The sequence below is a fragment of the Aeromonas sp. OTU364 genome, assembly GCF_038440395.1.
Lineage (GTDB): Bacteria > Pseudomonadota > Gammaproteobacteria > Enterobacterales > Aeromonadaceae > Aeromonas.
In genome coordinates this window covers 47,857-67,885 of record NZ_JASATR010000022.1, presented here as the reverse complement: position 1 = coordinate 67,885, position 20,029 = coordinate 47,857, and the positions used below count along the sequence as shown (strand labels likewise).

Below are 20,029 nucleotides of genomic sequence, written 5' to 3'. Positions count from 1 at the left end.
CTCTGTTGCCAACCCGAAGCGCTCGGATAAGATGCTGGTGTGTGGATAGATTTCCACCGGTACTTTTCAGGAACCATGGAAAAAAGGAAATTTGACATGAAAAGACAGTCAGGGTTTACGCTAATCGAATTGATGATAGTCGTTGCGATCGTCGCCATTCTGGCCGCCATCGCCTTACCGGCGTATCAGACCTATACCAAGAAATCCAAGATGACCCAGTTAGTTGCTGCCACAGGCTCATTGAAAACCGCCGTTGAGGTATGTATGCAAACTTATGGTCCAGGTCAGTGTGCCCTTGGCGGCAACGGGATGCCTGCCTCATCGGGATCTTATGCCGGCGTTGACCTAACGTACACAGCTCCAGTGTCGGGGTCTGATACAACAATTACAGCGACTGTGAATGCTTCGGGTGCGAGTTCAACATTAGCACCACTTACAACATCTAATACCGTAACAATGACTGCACCTTCTACAGTCCCGGTGGTTTGGGTCCTTAGTTGCGACACAGATGCAACTGACGAAGGCTATTGCCCTAATTAATGACTTCTAACGCAAATAGCGGCCTGGCCACCAGCCTGGCCGCTTCCTCCCTCCTCAGTGAGCCGGACTCACAGCGCTATCTGAGCCAGGCCAGGGCGCAGCGCAAGCCTTTTGTCACCTTCCTGATCGAAAACGACATACTCGACAGCAAGGCCCTCGCCGACTTTTGCGAACTGGAATATGGGGTACCTCTGCTGGATCTTGCCGCCTTCGATCTGGGCGAGATCCCGCAGAAGTACCTCAATCAGAAATTGATTGAGAAGCACCACGTCCTGCCCATCTACACCCAGGGGCACACCCTCTATATCGCCATGTCGGACCCGACCAATGTGTCGGCCCTGGAGGATTTCGGCTTCAGCTTCGGCCTGCACACCGAGGCCTTGCTGGTCGAAGAGGGCAAGCTGACCGCAGCCATCGGCAAGCTGATGGAGAGCGAGCAGGATACCCTGGGCATGGATCACATCGACGAGGCCGAAATCTCGGAGCTCGAGGTCTCCGATGAGAGCTCCCGTCTCGACGACAGCGTCAATACCGCCGACGACGATGCCCCCATCGTCAAATACATTCACAAGATCATGATGGACGCCATCAAGCGTGGCGCATCCGACCTGCATTTCGAACCCTATGAGACCAAGTACAGGATCCGCTTCCGGATCGACGGCATACTGCACGAAATCGCCACCCCGCCGGTCAATCTGGCAAACCGTTTCGCGGCCCGTCTCAAGGTGATGGCGAGGCTCGATATCGCCGAGCGACGCCTGCCCCAGGATGGGCGGATCAAACTGAAGATCTCCCGCAGCAGATCCATGGACATGCGGGTCAACACCCTGCCCACCATGTGGGGAGAAAAGGTCGTCATTCGCCTGCTGGACTCGTCAGCGTCTCGCCTCAATCTCGATCAACTCGGCTTCGACGACCGCCAGAAGGCGCAATACCTGCATGCCCTCTCCAAGCCACAGGGCATGATACTGGTCACGGGCCCCACGGGGTCAGGCAAGACGGTGTCACTCTATACCGGTCTCAACATCCTCAATACCAACGAGGTCAACATCTCCACCGCCGAGGATCCGGTGGAGATCAACCTGCCCGGCGTCAACCAGGTGCAGATCAATCCCAAGGCGGGGCTCACCTTCGCCAGCGCCCTGCGCTCCTTCCTGCGCCAGGATCCCGACATCGTCATGGTGGGGGAGATCCGGGACCTGGAAACCGCCGAGATTGCCATCAAGGCGGCCCAGACAGGTCACCTGGTATTGTCGACCCTGCACACCAACTCGGCGGCCGAGACCCTGACCCGGATGATGAACATGGGGGTACCCGCCTTCAACATCGCCTCCTCGGTGACCCTGATCATGGCCCAGCGCCTCGCCCGCAAGCTGTGCGATCACTGCAAGGTGCCCGAGGCAGTGCCGGAAGCCGAATTGTTGGAGCTGGGCTTTACCCAGCAGCAGCTGGCCGCCGGTTTGCGCCTGTTCAAACCGGTCGGTTGTAAGGAGTGTTCGGGAGGATACAGAGGGCGGGTCGGCATCTATGAAATCATGCTGATGTCGGACAACATCGCCAAGCTGATCATGCAGGGGGCGAACTCGCTGCAGATCGCCGCCATCGCCCAGAAAGAGGGCATGCGAACCCTGCGCATCTCCGGCCTGGAGAAGGCCCGTCTGGGGGTCACCAGCCTGGCCGAGATCAACAGGATCACGACCAACTGAATACGTAGTGTTAGAGTCACTAAGCCGGGTGAGGCCGATACAGTCACCCCGATGATGTTCTTCAAGCCAAGATGAACCGGACGGGCAGTACCTCATCCGGCCACCGTCGCCCAATTGCAGGATGCAGTGATGGCAACATTAGCGCAAAAACGTAACACACCCAAAAAGGTCTTCTCCTTCCGCTGGCATGGATTCAATCGCAAGGGGCAGAAGGTTTCCGGTGAATTCCAGGCCGACAACATCAACACCGTCAAGGCGGAGCTGCGCAAGCAGGGCGTCAATGTCACCAAGGTCAGCAAGCAGGGCCAGGGACTGTTTTCCAAAGGTGGTGCCCGGATCAAGCCGATGGACATCGCCGTCATCTCACGCCAGATCACCACCATGCTCTCCGCCGGTGTGCCGCTGGTGCAGAGCCTGCAGATCATCGCCCGCGGTCATGAGAAGGCGGCGGTACGCGAACTCATCGGACAGATCGCCACCGATGTGGAAACCGGCACCCCACTGTCGGAGGCGCTGCGCCGCCACCCACGCCACTTCGATGCCCTCTACTGCGATCTGGTGGACGCTGGGGAGCAGTCCGGTGCGCTGGAAACCATCTACGACCGGATTGCCACATACCGTGAGAAGAGTGAGGCGCTCAAGTCCAAGATCAAGAAGGCCATGTTCTATCCCGCCATGGTCATCCTGGTCGCCATCGTCGTGACCTCCATACTGCTGCTGTTCGTCATTCCCCAGTTCGAGGAGATCTTCAAGAGCTTCGGGGCCGAGCTGCCAGTCTTCACCCGATTCGTCATTGGCATCTCCCGCTTCATGCAGGATTGGTGGTATATCATCTTTGGCGGCATAGCCCTCGCCATCTTCCTCTACGTGCGCGCCTGGCGAAAATCCCAGAAGGTACGGGACAGCACCGACAGATTCATCCTCACCATTCCGGTCGTGGGCAACATACTGCACAAGGCGGCCATGGCCCGCTTCGCGCGCACCCTCTCCACCACCTTCTCCGCCGGGATTCCCCTGGTGGATGCCCTGGTCTCCGCTGCCGGCGCCTCTGGCAACTATGTCTATCGCACGGCCATCCTGGCCATTCGCAACGAGGTGGTGGCCGGCATGCAGATCAACGTCGCCATGCGCACCGTGGATCTCTTCCCCGACATGGTGATCCAGATGGTGATGATAGGTGAAGAGTCCGGCGCCATCGATGACATGCTCTCCAAGGTTGCCGCCATCTTCGAGCAGGAGGTGGACGACATGGTCGACGGCCTCACCAGCCTGCTCGAGCCCATCATCATGGTGGTGCTGGGGGTGCTGGTCGGTGGCATGGTCGTCGCCATGTACCTCCCCATCTTCAAGTTGGGCTCTGTGATACACTGAGCCCCTTCGGCAGAGTGGCCAGCGGGCATGGCTCGTTCTGGTCCTCTGCCATCCTGATTCTCAACGCAAGCGGTTGATTTATGGTGCCTCTGATCGAACTGGCCCAGGCCCTGCCCTGGCTCTATCTCTCCCTGGTTTTTCTCTTCTCCCTGATGGTTGGCAGCTTTCTGAACGTGGTGATCCATCGCCTGCCCATCATGCTGGAGCGGGAGTGGCAGGCCGAATACAGTGACTACTTCGGCAGCGAAGTGGCCGCCTCCCCCGCCGAACCCTACAACCTGATGGTGCCACGCTCACGCTGCCCGCACTGCGATCACCCCATAGGCGCGCTGGAGAACATCCCTCTGCTGAGCTGGCTCTGGCTCAAGGGTCGCTGCCGACAATGCAAGGCGCCCATCTCGGCTCGCTATCCCCTGGTCGAACTGCTGACCGCCCTGTTGTCGGTCGCCGTCGCAGCGACCCTGACTCCGGGATGGGGCACCCTGGCCGCGCTCTTGCTGACCTGGGTACTGGTGGCTCTCACCTTCATCGATCTGGACAAGATGCTGCTGCCGGATCAGCTCACCCTGCCGCTGCTGTGGGGCGGTCTGCTGTTCAATCTGGCGGGCGGCTTTGTGCAGCTGGCCGATGCGGTGATCGGTGCCATGGCGGGCTATCTGGTGCTCTGGAGCCTCTACTGGGCGTTCAAGCTGCTGACCGGCAAGGAGGGAATGGGCCATGGCGACTTCAAGCTGCTGGCGGCACTCGGTGCCTGGCTGGGCTGGCAGGCACTGCCCATAGTGTTGCTGCTCTCGTCCCTGGTCGGCGCCATCATCGGCATAGGGCTCATACTGCTGCGCAACCATCATCAGGGCAAACCCATCCCCTTTGGCCCCTACCTCGCCATCGCGGGCTGGATAGCGCTGCTGTGGGGGGATAACATCACCCGCTGGTATCTGGACATCGTTCTCTAGCAAGGGGATCACAAATCTATGTATGTGGTAGCCATCACCGGCGGTATAGGCAGCGGCAAGACGACCATCGCCAACCAATTTGCGGCCCTGGGGATAGAGGTGGTCGATGCCGACCTGATTGCCCGCGACGTGGTGGCACCCGGCACCCCGGCCCTGGCCGCCATCGCCAGCCACTTCGGCCCCGAGATGCTGACCGGGCAGGGACTGCTGGACAGACGCGCCCTGCGCGAGCGGATCTTCAGCGATCCGGCGGCCAAGTCCTGGCTCAACGCCCTGCTCCATCCGATCATCCGCAGCGAGATGCTGCGCCAGTGCGCGGCAGCCTGCTCCCCCTACTGCCTGCTGGTGGTGCCCTTGCTGGTGGAAAACCGGCTCACCGAGCTGGCCGATAGGGTACTGGTCATCGACGTGGATGAGCCGACCCAGATCGAGCGAACCTGTCGCCGGGACGGGGTCAGCCGAGAGCAGGCTCAGGCCATACTGGCATCCCAGGCGAGCCGCAGCGAGCGTCTGGCGATGGCCGATGACGTACTGGACAACCAGAGTGGCACGACTGAGACCATACGGGAGCGAATTTTAGCGCTGCACGAGACATATCTGGCATTTGCCTCTCAACAAGCCCCCCAAGTGTGAGTACACTAGGCCGGTTTATGGCTGGCCAGGATTAGGCATGATTTACGATTTTCCCCTCAACGAAAAAAGCCGGACCTATCTTCGTCTGGAGTCCCTGTTTTCCCAGATCCGCGACAATCTGGAGAGTGACCAGTCCTGGGCACACATCGCCTTCTTCAAGGGGTTGTTCGATTTGCAGGAGTTGCTGGAGCGCGGTGATCTGCGCGCCGACCTGATCAAGGATCTGGAGCGTCTCGGCCAGCGGCTGAGCCATTGGGCCAGCCTGCCGGACGTTGACCTCGAGCAGATCCAGCGGATGCAGCAGGAGAGCACCCAGCTTTCCCGCAACCTGCTCAACTCCCCTCGCCCCGGTGCCCGCCTGAAAGAGGATCGTCTGCTCGGCTCCATCCGCCAGCGCTTCTCCATTCCCGGTGGCCTGTGTGCCTTCGACGTGCCACAACTGCACCACTGGCTGGTGACGCCGGCGGTGGCTCGTCATCAACAGATGCAGCAATGGCTCAGCGACATCAATCTGCTGATGAACTCCATCTCCCTGCTGCTGCGGCTGTGGCGTGAATCTGGCCACTTCAGCGATCAGGTTGCCACCAACGGCTTCTTCCAGGATACCGCCGAGGGGGCCGAGCTGATCCGTATCCGTCTGATCGGATCCCAGTCCTGCTACCCGACCCTGAGCGGCCACAAGAACCGCTTCGCCCTGCGTTTTCTGCCCACCGCAGAACAGCCGATTGGCGATGTGCCTTTCCAGCTCGCCTGCTGCTAAGGAGGCATCCAGATGGTCACCAAGGTCAAGTGCCCGACTTGTCAGAGCGAAGTGGAATGGGGTCCCCAGAGCCCGTTTCGTCCCTTCTGCAGCAAGCGCTGCCAGCTGATCGATCTCGGCGAATGGGCCGATGAAGAGAAGCGGATCCCGGGGGAGATCAATCCGGTTCTGCTGCCGGATCCGGAAGAGGGCGACCAGTGGCTATAGGCCCTGGCGGTTTCGCCTCTGCAAAATGAAAAAGGGCCGATTGGCCCTTTTTCATTGTCTCTTGCCATCGGCTCACGCCAACGCGGCCTGCAGCCGCGCCACTATGGGACCGTTGGCATCGGGGAAGTGGTAGTTGTGCAGCTCGGCCAGCGGCACCCAGCGACACTCCTGCCCTTCCTTGCCAAAGGGCTCGCCCAGGAAGCGGGTCACCTTCCAGATATCCAGCAGCACCTGCTTGTCCGGGTAGTCGTGGTGCAGCTCCATAAAGGGAGCGCAATCCTGCACCCGGATGCCTATCTCTTCCCACAGCTCCCTGTCGAGCGCGGTGAGCAGGTCTTCCCCCGACTCTACCTTGCCCCCGGGAAACTCCCAGCGATCCCCCTGATGGCGATCGGAGGAGCGCTTGGCGATGAAGATATCGCCCCGTTCATTCTCGATGACGCCGACCGCCACCCAGATCCGCTTTTTCTGTTCCATCTTGCTACCTTTGCACTCTCTGCCTGATCGGGCCGCTCTATGACCCCAACCCCCGGTTGGGTGAGCTGCCGATGATGCCTGACATCCGATTTTGCGTCGCCATGCGACAAAAACAAGGCGGGCACCGGGCCCGCCTTGTCATGGCATTAGGTCACTCAGGTCAACTGACCGTGACAATGCTTGTACTTCTTGCCGGATCCGCAGGGGCAGGGATCGTTGCGACCGACCTTCTGCTCGTCGCGCACGAAGGTCACCGGCGCCGCGTCGGCCTGGGTCTCTTCATCGGCCAGCTGGTTCTCGGCGGCGGCATGGGTATAGGTGCGGGGAGCCGCTTCCGCCTGCTGACGCTGCTGCTCTTCCATCGCCTCCACGTCGCGCTCCTGGACCTGTACCCGGCTCAGGATGCTGACCACGTCCCGCTTGAGGGTTTCCAGCATCTGGGTGAACAGATCGAAGGACTCGCGCTTGTACTCCTGCTTGGGGTTCTTCTGGGCGTAGCCGCGCAGATGGATGCCCTGGCGCAGGTGATCCATGGCCGCCAGATGCTCCTTCCACAGGCCATCCAGGGTCTGCAGCATCACCGCCTTCTCGAAGTTGCGCAATACGTCCTTGCCGACCAGCTCCTCCTTGTGGGCGTAGAGCTTGGTGGCTTCTTCCAGGATGCGCTCGCGCAGCTTCTCCTCATACAGCTTGTCGTCTTCCGCCAGCCACTGCTGCAGCGGCAGCTCCAGCGCGAAATCGGACTTCAGGCGCGCTTCCAGACCAGGCACGTCCCACATCTCTTCCAGAGACTGGGGCGGAATGTACTCGTCGATCACGCTGCCATAGACGTCGTCACGGATGACGTGGATGGTGTCGGAGATGTCGTTGGTGTCCAGCAGTTCGTTGCGCTGCTCGTAGACCACCTTACGCTGGTCGTTCGCCACGTCGTCGAATTCGAGCAGGTTTTTACGGATGTCGAAGTTGCGACCCTCCACCTTGCGCTGGGCGTTCTCGATGGCCTTGGTCACCCAGGGGTGCTCGATAGCCTCGCCCTCTTCCATCCCCAGCTTCTTCATCATGCCGGTCACGCGATCGGAGGCGAAGATCCGCATCAGGGTATCTTCCATGGAGAGGTAGAAGCGGGAGGAGCCCGGATCACCCTGACGACCGGAACGGCCGCGCAGCTGGTTGTCGATACGGCGGGATTCGTGACGCTCGGTACCGATAATGTGCAGGCCACCGGAGGCCAGTACGGCGTCATGACGCACCTGCCAGGCCGCTTTCAGCTCGGCAATCTGTTCGCTGGTCGGGTTTTCCAGCGCGGCGATCTCGGCCTGCCAATTGCCCCCCAGCACTATGTCGGTACCACGACCGGCCATGTTGGTGGCTATGGTGACGGCGCCGGTCTGACCGGCCTGGGCGACGATTTCCGCTTCCATGGCATGGAATTTGGCGTTCAGCACCTTGTGCGGGATATTCTCCTTGGTCAGGATGCCAGACAGCAGTTCAGAGTTCTCGATGGAGACGGTACCGACCAGCACCGGCTGACCACGCTCGACACAGCCGCGGATGTCTTCGACGATGGCGGCATACTTTTCCTGGGCGGTCAGATAGACCAGATCGCCCATGTCCTTGCGCACCATCGGCTTGTTGGTCGGGATAACGACGGTATCCAGGCCATAGATCTGCTGGAATTCAAAGGCTTCGGTATCCGCAGTCCCGGTCATCCCCGCCAGCTTGTCATACAGACGGAAGTAGTTCTGGAAGGTGATGGAGGCCAGGGTCTGGTTCTCGTTCTGGATCTTGACCCCTTCCTTCGCCTCGACCGCCTGATGCAGGCCGTCGGACCAGCGGCGACCCGGCATGGTACGGCCGGTGTGCTCGTCGACGATGACGATCTCGTCCTTCTGGACTATGTAGTCGACGTTGCGTTCAAACAGGGTATGGGCACGCAGACCGGCGTTGACATGGTGCAGCAGGCTGATGTTGGTAGCGGAGAACAGAGAGTCCTCTTCCGCCAGCAGCCCCTCTTTCTTAAGCAGCTCTTCCACGAAGATCTGGCCGTTTTCGGTCAGCAGCGCCTGGCGGTTTTTCTCGTCCACGGTGTAGTGGCCGTCACCGGTATACTCTTCCGAGTCTTCCTTGTCCTGTTTGACCAGCAGCGGGATCAGCTTGTTGATCTGGGTGTACATGGCGGAGCTGTCTTCCGCCGGACCCGAGATGATAAGCGGGGTACGGGCTTCATCGATGAGCACCGAATCCACCTCATCCACCAGCGCATAGTTGAGCGGACGCTGCACGCGCTGCTCGGGCGAGAACGCCATGTTGTCGCGCAGGTAGTCGAAACCGAATTCGTTGTTGGTACCGTAAGTGATGTCGGCGGCGTAGGCGTCGCGCTTCTGGGACGCGTCCATGCCGGGCACGTTGCAGTCGACCGTCATGCCGAGGAAGGTGAACAGCGGGCGGTTCGCCTCCGCATCACGCTTGGCCAGATAGTCGTTCACCGTCACCACGTGCACACCGCGACCGGTCAGCGCGTTCAGATAGGCAGGCAGAGTCGCGGTGAGGGTCTTGCCTTCACCCGTCTTCATCTCGGCGATGCGGTTGGAGTTCAGCACCATGCCGCCGATCAGCTGCACGTCGAAGTGACGCATGCCGAACACCCGGCGGGACGCCTCACGCACCGTGGCGAACGCTTCCGGCAACAGCTGCTCCAGGGTCTCACCCTGCTCCAGGCGTTGACGGTACTCGGCGGTCTTCGCCTGCAGCTCGCCATCGGACAAGGCCTCGAACTGAGGCTCCATCGCATTGATCTGTTTAACAATTTTGCGCAAAGCCTTGAGCGTTCTGTCGTTCCGGCTGCCGATAATCTTGGTGAGCAGTGTGCTAATCATGTGTACCAACTGTTTTGGTTATATAAGCGTTCCGTCACTGGAACCTGAAGAAAAAACCTAACCCCGTCTGGCATTCAGAAAGCGTGCGGGGTTGACCTGACGACCATCTTTCAACACTTCGTAATGCAGATGGACCCCGGTCGCACGACCGGTACGCCCCATCAAGGCAATCTTCTGGCCCTCATCGACCAGGGTGCCCACATCCACCAACAACTTGGAGTTGTGGGCATAACGGGTCACCAGACCATTGCCATGGTCTATCTCCACCATGTTGCCAAATTCCGGGTGGCGGCCTGCCCAGCTGATGATCCCCTTGCCTGTCGCCAGGATGGGTGTGCCGGGCTTGCCACGAAAATCCACACCCTTGTGCATCTTGGCGCGACCGTTGAACGGGTCTACCCGTCCACCGAACCCGGAGGAGATCCAGACTCGCTCCTGCTTCACCGGTGAACCCGAGATGAAACCAGCATCGGTGATATGGTGATTCATGATGAAAGATTCAAGTACCGACAGCTGTTCTTCACGGCTGCTGAGCTGCTGGCTGAGGTGTTTCATGGAGGCTTGCAGCTCGCCCAGGCTCACTTCCAGCTCTTCGTCATAGGAAGGGCCACCCATGGGGGGCAGCTCCTTGAAATTGAATTCGTCGGGATCGAGGTCTGCCTTCTCGGTCAGACGCTCACCGAGCGCATTGAGGCGGCCAAGCTGCCCCTGCATGGTGCCCACCTGGGCGGCCAGCATGGCAAGCTGTTCACGGGCTTCATCGGCCCCTTGCGTGGATTTTTGCTGTTCGGCCATGGCCAGCGCGACTTCCAGCGCCTCCATTTTCTGGTGCCAGCTCTGCCAGAGCCAACCACCACTCAGTGCCAATACAGTGAAGAGGATACCGCCGACCCAGGCCAGACGTTGTTTGGGTAAGTGCAACTTGCGGCGCTGCTTACCGTTGAGGATCAGGGTAATGCTCATAGAAATCTGTCTTCTCGGTCAGGTGAGGCCAGGAGCCAGCACGGGCAATAAAACCGGGAGATAATCGGTATTAAAGGATGGAATAAACAAATGACAGGACGTCGGTGCGGAGAGATGACCGACGTCCTGTTGCACAGCTATCAGGCCAGAACCAGACCGTTATCGTAGTAAGCGATGGGCGCTTTGTCGCCCTCCGCCTCGAAGGTCACCAGTTCCCAGGCCTCCTGCTTGGCCAGCAAGGCACGCAGCAGTTTGTTGTTCAGGGCATGGCCCGTCTTGTAGGCACGGAATTCACCTATGATGCTGCGGTTGCACATATAGAGGTCACCGATGGCATCCAGCATCTTGTGCTTGACGAACTCGTCCTCGTAACGCAGACCATCTTCGTTCAGCACCCGATAGTCATCCAGTACCACGGCGTTTTCCAGGCTTCCGCCCAGGGCCAGGTTCTGGGAACGCAGGTACTCGATGTCGCGCATGAAGCCGAAGGTACGGGCACGGCTGATCTCTTTCACGAAAGAGGCACCGGAGAAGTCCAGCACGCAACGCTGGTTGCGGCCTTCAAATACCGGATGCTGGAAATCGATCTCGAGATCCATCTTGAAGCCGTTGCGATAGGGGTGGAATTCTGCCCACTTGTCGCCGTCTTCAACCCGCACGCTCTGCTTGATCCGCACGAACTGCTTGGGCGCATTCTGCTCACGTATACCCACTTCTTGCAGCAGGTAGATGAACGGGTGCGCACTGCCATCCATCACCGGGATCTCGGGGGCGTCGACCTCGACATAGAGGTTGTCGATCCCCATCCCGGCCAGGGCGGCAGAGAGGTGTTCGATGGTTGACACGCGGACACCGGCTTCGTTTACCAGAGCGGTACAAAGCACGGTATCACGCACCTGATCGGCGTTGGCTGGCAGCGCGACCACAGGATTCAGATCGGTACGCAAGTAAACGATCCCTGTGTTAACAGGCGCCGGACGGAACGTCATTGTGACTTTCCGGCCCGAATGCAGGCCCACACCGGTGGCCTGGACACTCGTTTTCAAGGTTCTTTGTCTAATCATGGGCGTATCCGCTTAACAGCTCAAATTCCTGACCAGATGGTCGTTGCCGGGCCATCTTAGCACAATCCTTAAGCAACAAACAAACCAGGGCCATACGAGGCTTAGTCAGCTTGCTTGCGCAGGAACGCAGGAATATCGAGATAATCCGGTTCGCGACGAGCCTGCGGCTCGGCGTTCACCACCTTGGCCGGGGCCTCTTCCATCACGCGAGACTGCAGGGCTTCGCTGATCAGGGGCTGACGGGCCGGACGCTCTTGTACCATATTATTTTTTACCAGCGTGATGTCGGGCTTGCGCTCGGCACCGATGCCGGTAGCCACCACTGTCACACGCAGTTCGTCGTGCATTTCCGGATCGATTACGGTACCCACCACCACGGTGGCGTTCTCGGAGGCGAAGGCCTTGACCGCGTTACCCACGGTTTCGAACTCTTCGATGGTCATGTCCATGCCGGCGGTGATGTTGACCAGGATGCCACGGGCACCGGCCAGATCCACGTCTTCCAGCAGCGGGCTGGAGATAGCTTTCTCGGCCGCTTCTTCGGCACGGTCATCACCGGAGGCGGAGCCGGTACCCATCATGGCGGTACCCATTTCGCGCATAACGGTACGCACGTCCGCGAAGTCGACGTTGATCAGGCCCGGACGGGTGATCAGCTCGGCAATGCCCTGTACCGCACCCAGCAGTACATCGTTGGCCGCCTTGAAGGCGTCCAGCAGGGAGATGCCACGACCCAGCACCTTCAGCAACTTGTCGTTGGGGATGGTGATCAGGGAGTCGACGTTCTTGGACAGCTCCTCGATGCCGTGGGCGGCGAAGCCCATCCGCTTCTTCCCTTCGAAGGAGAACGGCTTGGTCACGACGGCGACGGTCAGGATACCCATCTCCCGGGCCACTTCGGCCACGATAGGTGCGGCACCGGTACCTGTACCACCGCCCATGCCGGCGGCGATGAACACCATGTCTGAACCGGTCAGCAGCTCACGCAGCGCTTCCCTGTCTTCCATGGCGGCATCACGGCCCACTTCCGGATTGGCTCCGGCCCCCAGACCCTTGGTGATGCCACCGCCGATCTGCAGAGTCGTGTTGGCACTGGAGTTGCGCAGTGCCTGGGCGTCGGTGTTGACGGTAATGAACTCAACACCCTCGATGTTTTGACGAACCATGTGCTCGACTGCGTTGCCGCCGCCGCCACCCACACCTATCACCTTGATGACGGCTTCGTCAGTGTGGCTATCCATAAATTCAAACATGTTGTCTCTCCGCTTTATTTGCCTGACTCAGCAAAATCTTTAGAACTCGCCACGCAACCAGTTGCTGACCCGTTTGACCAGCCCACCTACGCTTGCCTTGGCGGCATATTCCTTGCTACTGCCGGTGGATTGATTGGTACGGCCGTACTGCAGCAGCCCGACCGCGGTCGAGTACACAGGTGCCTGCACGTAATCGCTCAATCCCCGAATGTTCATGGGTTCGCCCACCCGGACCTGGCTCTGGAAGATCTGCTCTGCGCACTCCACAATGCCTTCGATCTGGGCCGCGCCACCGGTCAATACCACACCGGCCGCCAGCTGATGCTTGACCCCTTGTGCCTTCAATTCGCTCTGCACCCGTACCAGCTCGTCATTCACCATGGAGAGCAATTCCGTGTAACGGGGTTCAATCACTTCAGCCAGTGTCTGCCGTTGCAGGCTGCGCGCCGGGCGACCGCCGACACTGGGGACTTCAATATTGTCTTCCTTGCTGACCAGGCGGCCGAGGGCGCAACCGTAGCGCACCTTGATCGCTTCGGCGTCCAGCGGCGGGGTGCCGAAGGCGTAGGCGATGTCGCTGGTCACTGTGCTGCCGGCGTAGGGGATCACCTTGGTGTGGCGCAGGGCACCGCCGGTAAACAGCGACATGTCCATGGTACCGCCACCTATGTCCACCACGCAGACACCCAGCTCCTTCTCGTCTTCGGTCAGCACGGCATAGCTGGAAGCCAGGGCCGAAAAGATCAGCTGATCCACCCGCAGACCGACCTTCTCCACACATTTCTCGATGTTGCGAGCCATGTCGTTGTGGCAGGTGATCAGGTGCACCTTGGCCGCCATCCGCACACCGGAGAGACCGACCGGATTCTTGATCCCTTCCTGATAGTCGATGGCAAACTCCTGGGGCAGCACGTGCAGCACCCGCAGCTCGTCCGACAGTCGCACCGACTTGGCGGTATGGATGACGTTGTCCACATCCTCCTGGGTCACCTCTTCATCGGAGATGGGCACCATGCCGGTCTCGTTGCGGCAATCGATGTGCTTGCCGGACAGCCCCAGATAGACGGAGCTTATCTGGCAGTCAGCCATCATCTCGGCCTCTTCCACCGCGCGGCGCAGGGACTTGACCACGGAGTCGAGGTCATTGACCCCGCCCTTCTCCATCCCGCGAGAAGCGTGGCTGCCCATGCCGATGACATTGAGTTCGCCATCGGGCAATACTTCGCCAACCAGTACCGCCACCTTGGTCGTGCCGATATCCAGTCCGACAATCAAATTTCTATCTGCGGTGTTGGTCATTCACTTTCTCTTCGCTTTTCTTCCAGCCAACTGCCATCCCGGTGTCGTATCGAAGATCCACGTAAGCAACCCGCTCACGGGGTTCGATGACCGGAAAGGCATCGATAAACCGCTGCAGGCGAAGCGCGATATCCGAGCGCCCCACGAACAGCTGAATGTTGCCATCCAGGGTCAGTTCCCAGGCATGGCGGGGGGTCAGATTCACCCCCAGCAACTTGTATCCCTTGGCCGCCAGCAGCGTCTCGTACTGATGGCTGGCTTCCAGCACCTTGGCGGCCTGATCATCGGGCCCGGACAACTGCATCAGGGGTTTCTTCACCCTGTCCGGCGCACTGAACACCTCACCCTTGGTGTTGACGAAGCGGTTGCCGTTCCAGCGTGCCGCCACCGCCTGTTCAGTGAGGTAGACCTTGATCTTGTTCGGCCACTTCTTGCGTACCGAGACCTGGGCCACCCAGGGAAGGGCGTTCAACCGCCCCTGCAATTCGTTCACGTCCAGCTCGAAGAAGTTGCGCAACTCGGCGCCATCCAGCACGGCGGCGCGCAACTCATCGGCTTTCAAATATTCGTGTTGCCCCTGCAGCAACAGCTCGCTCATGGGCAACCGACTGGCATCTGTCAGCCAGTCTTTAACATCCAGCGCAGTCTGGTAGAGCCCCCACATGACCAGGATGAAAAATGCCACCCCGGCGATGAAGCCCCCCTTGGTGCGCCCTTGTGCCCTTGCCTCCACCCGATCTATCCCCGTATAACGCGCCATGCCGGCCACTTGCAGACCGGTTCGCCATTATATAGGCCTCGGCTTGGCGGTCAAAATACTCATTGGGCCCTCAGGCACCGGATTTCATGCTATCCACGCTCAATTTCATCTCACCGAGACGGCGGGCAAGTGCCCCGACGTTACCGGCGCCCTGAGTCAGCACCAGATCCCCCTCGCCGATAAGATCCGCCAGCACGGCCGGCACATCGTCAGGGGTTGCGACAAAGATGGGCTCCAGGGTGCCGCGAGAGCGGATGGAGCGGCACAGGGCACGGCCATCGGCACCGGGAATGGGCTCTTCACCGGCGGCATAGACCTCCAGCATCACCAGCACATCCACCTTGGAGAGCACGTCGGCAAAATCTTCGTAGAGATCCCGGGTCCGGCTGTAACGGTGCGGCTGGAACACCATCACCAACCGCTTCTCTGGCCAGCCGGCGCGGGCGGCATTGATGGTGACCTTGACCTCGCTCGGGTGGTGACCGTAGTCATCCACCAGCATGGCCTTGCCACGGCCGGTCTCGAACTCGCCATATTGCTGGAAGCGGCGACCCACCCCTTCAAACTTGGCGAGCGCCTGAATGATGGCCTCGTCGCCAATGCCGTCTTCGGTCGCCACCGCGATGGCGGCGGCGGCGTTGAGCGCATTGTGGATGCCCGGCAGATTCAGGGTGACGGTCAGCTCGCCGGCATCCTTGCGACGGACCCGGAAGCGGCTGCGGTTGCTGGTCTGCACGAAGTCCAGCACCTGTACGTCGGCATCCTCACTGAGGCCGTAGGTCAGGGTCGGACGGGCGATCTCAGGCAGCATGCCGCGGATCACGGGGTCATCCACGCACACCACGGCCAGACCGTAGAACGGCAGGTTGTGCAGGAAGTCGATGAAGGTGGCCTTGAGCCTGGAGAAGTCGCCGCCATAGGTGTCCATGTGATCCGCTTCGATATTGGTCACGATGGAGACCATGGGTTGCAGATGCAGGAAGGAGGCGTCGCTCTCGTCTGCCTCGGCGATCAGGTAGCGGCTGCTGCCCAGGCGGGCATTGGTGCCGGCGCTGTTGAGCAGGCCGCCGATGACGAAGGTCGGATCCCGGTCGGCTTCGGCATAGATGCTCGCCACCAGGCTGGTGGTGGTGGTCTTGCCGTGGGTGCCGGCGACGGCGACCCCGTGGCGGAAGCGCATCAGCTCGGCCAGCATCTCGGCACGGCGCACCACGGGAATGCGCAGCTCGCGGGCGGCCAGCAACTCGGGGTTGTCCTGCTTGATGGCGGTGGAGACCACCACCACGCTCGCCTCGTTCACGTGCTCGGCACTGTGTCCCACGAAGATATGGGCGCCGAGGGACGCGAGCCGCTCGGTCACCGCATTGCGGGACAGATCGGAGCCGGAAATCTGGTAACCCTCGTTGGCAAGCACCTCGGCGATCCCGCCCATACCGGCGCCACCTATGCCGATGAAATGGATGCGACGCACGCGGCGCATTTCGGGGATCACGGTACGCAGTTTTGCCAGTTCAACCTTGGTCATAGCTCTCTCTTCAAGCCTGCCGTCAGCGGTGTGCGCTCGGCGGCATCAATAAATACGGGGACAAGACTGCACGGCCTGGCCTGTGCAATCTTGCTCAACATGCTTTCTCGCTCTGCCCGCTGGCGAGCCGCTTGCACTCATCGGCAACCCGCTCGGCGGCATCTATGATGGCCACCCGACGGGCGGCCTGGGCCATGTACAGCAGGGTCTCCCTGCGCCCGGCGAGCCAGGAGAGACGCGCGGCCAAGGAGGCCGGGGTCAGCTCGGACTGGGGCAGGAACTCGGCCGCCCCGCCGTCGACCAGGGTCAGGGCGTTGCGGGTCTGGTGATCGTCCACCGCGTGGGGCAGCGGCACGAAGATGGCGGCCACACCGGCGGCAGCCACTTCGGAGACCGTCAGGGCCCCGGCGCGGCACACCACCAGATCGGCCCAGGCGTAGGCATCTGCCATGTCCTTGATAAACTCGCTCACCTCGGCCTCGACGCCCTGCTTGGCGTAGGCTTCAGCCACGGCATCCCGGTTGCCCTTGCCGCACTGGTGGCGCACTGCGATGGGCACGCCGGCGGCGGCCACCGCTGGCGGCACCTGCTCGTTGAGCACCCGGGCACCCAGGCTGCCGCCGACGATCAGCAGCCGCAGCGGCTCGGCTCCGCTGCGCAGCTGGGGATCCGGCAGGGCCACCACTTCGGGACGCACCGGGTTGCCCACCACTGCGGTGCGGGCACTGGGCGCAAAGGCGCCGGGGAAGGCCATCAGTACCCGCTTGGCAAGGCGCGCCAGCAGCTTGTTGGTCATGCCGGCCGCCGCGTTCTGCTCGTGCAGCAGCAAGGGAATACCGGCGAGCCAGGCCGCCACGCCGCCCGGGCCTGAGGCGAAGCCTCCCATGCCGAGCACCACATCAGGGCGAACGCTGTTCAGCACGCGACGCGCCTGCAACACGGATTTGACGATGCGATAGGGGGCGACCAGCAGCCGCTTGATGCCGTTGCCACGCACTCCCTGGATGTCGATGAAGGAGATGGGGTAACCGTGGGCGGGCACCAGCTCGGCCTCCATCCGGTCGGCGGTACCGAGCCAGTGAATGGTCCAGCCCTGGGCCTTGAGGCGATCAGCCACGGCCAGCCCGGGGAACACATGGCCCCCGGTACCACCCGCCATCACCAGTAACGTCTTGCTCACGAAACCTCCCGCACACGCGCCTGGGCACTGGCCTGGCGCAACTCGAAATCGATACGAATCAACATGCTCACCGCCACCATCATGATGATGAGACTGGAGCCGCCGTAGCTGACCAGCGGCAGGGTCAGCCCCTTGGTCGGCATCATGCCGCTGGCGGCGCCGACGTTGACGAAGGTCTGGAAACTGAACCAGATGCCGATGCCGATGGCCAGATAGCCTTCATACAGCCGCTCCGCCACCAGCGCCTGATGGCCGAGCTTGAGCGCCTTCACCGCCAGCGCAAAGATGAGGAAGAGGGCACCCAGCACCCCCACGTAGCCCAGCTCCTCGCCCAGGATGGCAAACACGAAGTCGGTGTGGGCCTCCGGCAGGTACTCCATCTTCTGGATGGAGTTGCCCAGCCCCTCGCCAAACCAGCTGCCACGGCCGAACGCCATCAGGGACTGGGTCAGCTGATAGCCGCTGCCGAAGGGATCGGCCCAGGGGTCCAGGAAGGAGGTGACCCGCCGCATCCGGTAGGGCTCTGCGATGATCAGGGTCACCACGGCGCTCACCCCCACCAGGATAAGACCGATGAACTGCACCATGCGGGCCCCCGCCAGGAACAGCATGCCGAGGGAGGTGACGAACATCACCACCACGGAGCCGAGGTCGGGCTGGGCCAGCAGCAGGGTGGCCACCACGAACAGCACCGCCATGGGTTTCATGAAGCCGATGAAGCGCTCGCGCACCTCGCTCTGGCGACGTACCAGGTAACCCGCCAGATAGACGAACAGCGCGAGCTTGCCGAACTCCGCCGGCTGCAGGTTGAAGGGGCCGAGCGGCAACCAGCGCACCGAGCCGTTGACGCTGCGCCCCACCAACAACACCATGACCAGCATCAGGATGGCGAGCAGCAACATGGGGCCGTTGTACTGCTGCCAGCGCGCCATGGGCACCTGCAGCACGAACCAGGAGATGCCGAGGGCCATCACCAGGAAGAGGCCGTGGCGTTTGACGAACATGAAGGGGTCATCGCCGAGGGCAATCCCTTCGGGAATGGAGGCGGAGGCCACTATCACCAGGCCCACCGACATCAGCGCCAGTGCCAGCACTACTAGCTGCCGGTCGTAGAGACCGGCGGGACGCGCCGGCAACAACCAGCGCTGCAAGTAGCCTGCGACCACGCGAAGGGCGTTCATAGCATCATCACCAGTTCGGTAAAGCGATCGCCGCGAACCTCGAAGGACTTGAATTGATCCAGGCTGGCGCAGGCCGGCGCCAGCAGCACCCAGTCACCGGGTCTGGCATCGGCGGCGGCCTTGGCGACGGCGTCGTCGAGGGAGGCGACCTTCTCGGTCTGCTCACCGAGGGCGAGCAGTATGTCCGCGTCCTGACCGAAGCAGTACATGTGATCGATCTGGCTGCCGAGCAGCGCCTGCACAGGGCCGAAATCCTGGCCCTTGCCCTGACCACCGGCCAGCAGCAGCAAACGGCCTTTGACCGACTCGCGCACCCCGGCCACGGCGGCCAGGGTGGCCCCCACGTTGGTGGCCTTGGAGTCGTTGATCCAGCGCACCCCGTTCACCTCCCGCACGAAGCGGGCACGGTGGGGCAGGCCTTCGAAACGGCGCAGCACGGCGAGTTGCGGCTCCCGGGGAATGCCGACCGCGTCGCACAGGGCCATGGCCGCCAGGGCGTTGGCCTGATTGTGGGCACCGACTATCTTCATCTCGTCCACCGCCAGCAGCGGCTCCCCGTGCAGGGTCAGCCAGTGGCGACCCGCCAGCTCGCAGCGGCCGTAGCCGTTGCAATCGAGCCCGAAGCTCTGCCACACCTGACCCACGTCGGGCAGGGTCTGGGGATCGTCCCGGTTCACCAGGATGTGCTGGGAGTGCTGATGGATCTCCATCTTGGCGGCGCGGTAATCCGCCATGCCCTGATAGCGATCCATATGATCTTCACTGAGGTTCAGCACCACGGACGCAGCGGCACGCAGGCTGCAGGTGGTCTCGAGCTGGAAGCTGGAGAGCTCCAGCACGCAGAGATCCATGGGCTGCTTGAGCAGCTCCAGCGCCGGGGTGCCTATGTTGCCACCCACACCTACCTTGAGGCCCGCCTCGGCGATCATCTCGCCGACCAGGGTGGTCACCGTGCTCTTGCCGTTGGAGCCTGTGATGGCGATGACGGGGGTCTGGGTCTCGCGCACGAACAGCTCGATGTCGCCGACGATGCGCACCCCGAACTCGGCGGCGACTTTCAGCTCGGGGGTCGCCAGGGCGATACCCGGGCTCGCCACTATCATGTGCGCCTGCTTGAGCAGATCGCCGTCCAGCCCGTGAATCAGCTCCACCTCGGGGGGGAGTTGCTCCTTGCCCGGGGGATTGGCGCGGGTATCCATCACCAGGGGCGTGACACCACGACCGAGGAAGTAGTCCACGCAGGAGAGTCCGGTTTTGCCGAGTCCGATGATGATGACCATG

18 protein-coding genes are annotated in these 20,029 nt (G+C 61.4%); 7 read left to right on the top strand and 11 right to left on the bottom strand.

All coding sequences use genetic code 11. From position 1 onward, the window contains the following. Positions 1-96: 96 nt before the first annotated feature. The 7 genes from AAHB08_RS18645 to yacG all read left to right on the top strand — a co-directional run bounded on the left by AAHB08_RS18645 (position 97) and on the right by yacG (position 6,170). Entirely contained in the window at positions 97-540 is a 444-nt protein-coding gene (locus AAHB08_RS18645; RefSeq protein WP_342059740.1) for a pilin, read from the top strand. Continuing rightward, the gene (gene tapB, locus AAHB08_RS18640) at positions 540-2,246 is read left to right on the top strand and encodes a PilB family type IVa pilus assembly ATPase TapB (RefSeq protein WP_342059739.1); all 1,707 of its coding nucleotides are present in this window, start codon (positions 540-542) and stop codon (positions 2,244-2,246) included. Before AAHB08_RS18645 ends, tapB begins: the two co-directional genes overlap by 1 nt. 129 nt (positions 2,247-2,375) lie before the next feature. Then, on the top strand, positions 2,376-3,617 hold the full coding sequence (locus AAHB08_RS18635) for a type II secretion system F family protein (RefSeq protein ID WP_202047337.1): 1,242 nt from the start codon (positions 2,376-2,378) through the stop codon (positions 3,615-3,617). A gap of 80 nt (positions 3,618-3,697) precedes the next feature. Next, a complete protein-coding gene (locus AAHB08_RS18630; protein ID WP_342059738.1) occupies positions 3,698-4,570 on the top strand; it encodes a prepilin peptidase in 873 nt (290 codons plus the stop codon). 18 nt (positions 4,571-4,588) lie between these two features. Next, positions 4,589-5,203, top strand: a complete 615-nt coding sequence (coaE, locus tag AAHB08_RS18625; protein WP_342059737.1) for a dephospho-CoA kinase — start codon at positions 4,589-4,591, stop codon at positions 5,201-5,203. A gap of 37 nt (positions 5,204-5,240) precedes the next feature. Beyond that, positions 5,241-5,963 (top strand): cell division protein ZapD, encoded by a 723-nt coding sequence (zapD, locus tag AAHB08_RS18620; RefSeq protein ID WP_342059736.1) that lies wholly within the window; start codon positions 5,241-5,243, stop codon positions 5,961-5,963. Positions 5,964-5,975: 12 nt separating this feature from the next. Beyond that, entirely contained in the window at positions 5,976-6,170 is a 195-nt protein-coding gene (gene yacG / locus AAHB08_RS18615; protein ID WP_342059735.1) for a DNA gyrase inhibitor YacG, read from the top strand. 72 nt (positions 6,171-6,242) lie between these two features. Here the strand turns inward: yacG and mutT are convergent, their stop codons facing one another. The 11 genes from mutT to murD all read right to left on the bottom strand — a co-directional run bounded on the left by mutT (position 6,243) and on the right by murD (position 20,028). Further along, positions 6,243-6,647: an 8-oxo-dGTP diphosphatase MutT gene (mutT, locus tag AAHB08_RS18610; protein ID WP_202047341.1), complete on the bottom strand. Its 405-nt coding sequence runs from the start codon at positions 6,645-6,647 to the stop codon at positions 6,243-6,245. A 155-nt stretch (positions 6,648-6,802) separates the two neighbouring features. Beyond that, on the bottom strand, positions 6,803-9,523 hold the full coding sequence (secA, locus tag AAHB08_RS18605) for a preprotein translocase subunit SecA (protein WP_342059734.1): 2,721 nt from the start codon (positions 9,521-9,523) through the stop codon (positions 6,803-6,805). Positions 9,524-9,580: 57 nt separating this feature from the next. Next, positions 9,581-10,486, bottom strand: coding sequence for a M23 family metallopeptidase (locus tag AAHB08_RS18600; RefSeq protein ID WP_042649032.1), 906 nt, complete (start codon positions 10,484-10,486; stop codon positions 9,581-9,583). A gap of 140 nt (positions 10,487-10,626) precedes the next feature. Next, on the bottom strand, positions 10,627-11,550 hold the full coding sequence (lpxC, locus tag AAHB08_RS18595) for a UDP-3-O-acyl-N-acetylglucosamine deacetylase (RefSeq protein ID WP_042649033.1): 924 nt from the start codon (positions 11,548-11,550) through the stop codon (positions 10,627-10,629). Positions 11,551-11,651: 101 nt separating this feature from the next. Beyond that, the gene (ftsZ, locus tag AAHB08_RS18590; protein WP_005305686.1) at positions 11,652-12,803 is read right to left on the bottom strand and encodes a cell division protein FtsZ; all 1,152 of its coding nucleotides are present in this window, start codon (positions 12,801-12,803) and stop codon (positions 11,652-11,654) included. A 39-nt stretch (positions 12,804-12,842) separates the two neighbouring features. Next, the gene (gene ftsA / locus AAHB08_RS18585; protein ID WP_025328454.1) at positions 12,843-14,102 is read right to left on the bottom strand and encodes a cell division protein FtsA; all 1,260 of its coding nucleotides are present in this window, start codon (positions 14,100-14,102) and stop codon (positions 12,843-12,845) included. Next, positions 14,083-14,835: a cell division protein FtsQ/DivIB gene (locus AAHB08_RS18580; RefSeq protein WP_025328455.1), complete on the bottom strand. Its 753-nt coding sequence runs from the start codon at positions 14,833-14,835 to the stop codon at positions 14,083-14,085. The genes ftsA and AAHB08_RS18580 overlap by 20 nt, the downstream gene beginning before the upstream one ends. A 97-nt stretch (positions 14,836-14,932) precedes the next feature. Continuing rightward, entirely contained in the window at positions 14,933-16,387 is a 1,455-nt protein-coding gene (gene murC / locus AAHB08_RS18575) for a UDP-N-acetylmuramate--L-alanine ligase (protein ID WP_041204901.1), read from the bottom strand. A 94-nt stretch (positions 16,388-16,481) separates the two neighbouring features. Next, positions 16,482-17,567 carry an undecaprenyldiphospho-muramoylpentapeptide beta-N-acetylglucosaminyltransferase gene (gene murG / locus AAHB08_RS18570; RefSeq protein ID WP_342059733.1) on the bottom strand — a complete coding sequence of 362 codons (1,086 nt, stop codon included), beginning with the start codon at positions 17,565-17,567 and terminating at the stop codon, positions 16,482-16,484. Continuing rightward, positions 17,564-18,748: a cell division protein FtsW gene (gene ftsW, locus AAHB08_RS18565; protein WP_171273127.1), complete on the bottom strand. Its 1,185-nt coding sequence runs from the start codon at positions 18,746-18,748 to the stop codon at positions 17,564-17,566. The genes murG and ftsW overlap by 4 nt, the downstream gene beginning before the upstream one ends. After that, positions 18,745-20,028 carry a UDP-N-acetylmuramoyl-L-alanine--D-glutamate ligase gene (gene murD, locus AAHB08_RS18560; protein WP_342059732.1) on the bottom strand — a complete coding sequence of 428 codons (1,284 nt, stop codon included), beginning with the start codon at positions 20,026-20,028 and terminating at the stop codon, positions 18,745-18,747. The genes ftsW and murD overlap by 4 nt, the downstream gene beginning before the upstream one ends. Position 20,029: the final 1 nt, after the last annotated feature.

Bases quoted from the DNA above. Each gene is read 5' to 3' on its own strand.
- ftsW (WP_171273127.1), bottom strand. From the start codon at position 18,748: ATGAACGCCCTTCGCGTGGTCGCAGGCTACTTGCAGCGCTGGTTGTTG.
- zapD (WP_342059736.1), top strand. From the start codon at position 5,241: ATGATTTACGATTTTCCCCTCAACGAAAAAAGCCGGACCTATCTTCGT.
- ftsA (WP_025328454.1), bottom strand. From the start codon at position 14,102: ATGACCAACACCGCAGATAGAAATTTGATTGTCGGACTGGATATCGGC.
- murD (WP_342059732.1), bottom strand. From the start codon at position 20,028: ATGGTCATCATCATCGGACTCGGCAAAACCGGACTCTCCTGCGTGGAC.
- AAHB08_RS18645 (WP_342059740.1), top strand. From the start codon at position 97: ATGAAAAGACAGTCAGGGTTTACGCTAATCGAATTGATGATAGTCGTT.
- AAHB08_RS18600 (WP_042649032.1), bottom strand. From the start codon at position 10,486: ATGAGCATTACCCTGATCCTCAACGGTAAGCAGCGCCGCAAGTTGCAC.
- yacG (WP_342059735.1), top strand. From the start codon at position 5,976: ATGGTCACCAAGGTCAAGTGCCCGACTTGTCAGAGCGAAGTGGAATGG.
- murC (WP_041204901.1), bottom strand. From the start codon at position 16,387: ATGACCAAGGTTGAACTGGCAAAACTGCGTACCGTGATCCCCGAAATG.
- secA (WP_342059734.1), bottom strand. From the start codon at position 9,523: ATGATTAGCACACTGCTCACCAAGATTATCGGCAGCCGGAACGACAGA.
- coaE (WP_342059737.1), top strand. From the start codon at position 4,589: ATGTATGTGGTAGCCATCACCGGCGGTATAGGCAGCGGCAAGACGACC.
- AAHB08_RS18630 (WP_342059738.1), top strand. From the start codon at position 3,698: ATGGTGCCTCTGATCGAACTGGCCCAGGCCCTGCCCTGGCTCTATCTC.
- ftsZ (WP_005305686.1), bottom strand. From the start codon at position 12,803: ATGTTTGAATTTATGGATAGCCACACTGACGAAGCCGTCATCAAGGTG.
- mutT (WP_202047341.1), bottom strand. From the start codon at position 6,647: ATGGAACAGAAAAAGCGGATCTGGGTGGCGGTCGGCGTCATCGAGAAT.
- tapB (WP_342059739.1), top strand. From the start codon at position 540: ATGACTTCTAACGCAAATAGCGGCCTGGCCACCAGCCTGGCCGCTTCC.
- AAHB08_RS18635 (WP_202047337.1), top strand. From the start codon at position 2,376: ATGGCAACATTAGCGCAAAAACGTAACACACCCAAAAAGGTCTTCTCC.
- lpxC (WP_042649033.1), bottom strand. From the start codon at position 11,550: ATGATTAGACAAAGAACCTTGAAAACGAGTGTCCAGGCCACCGGTGTG.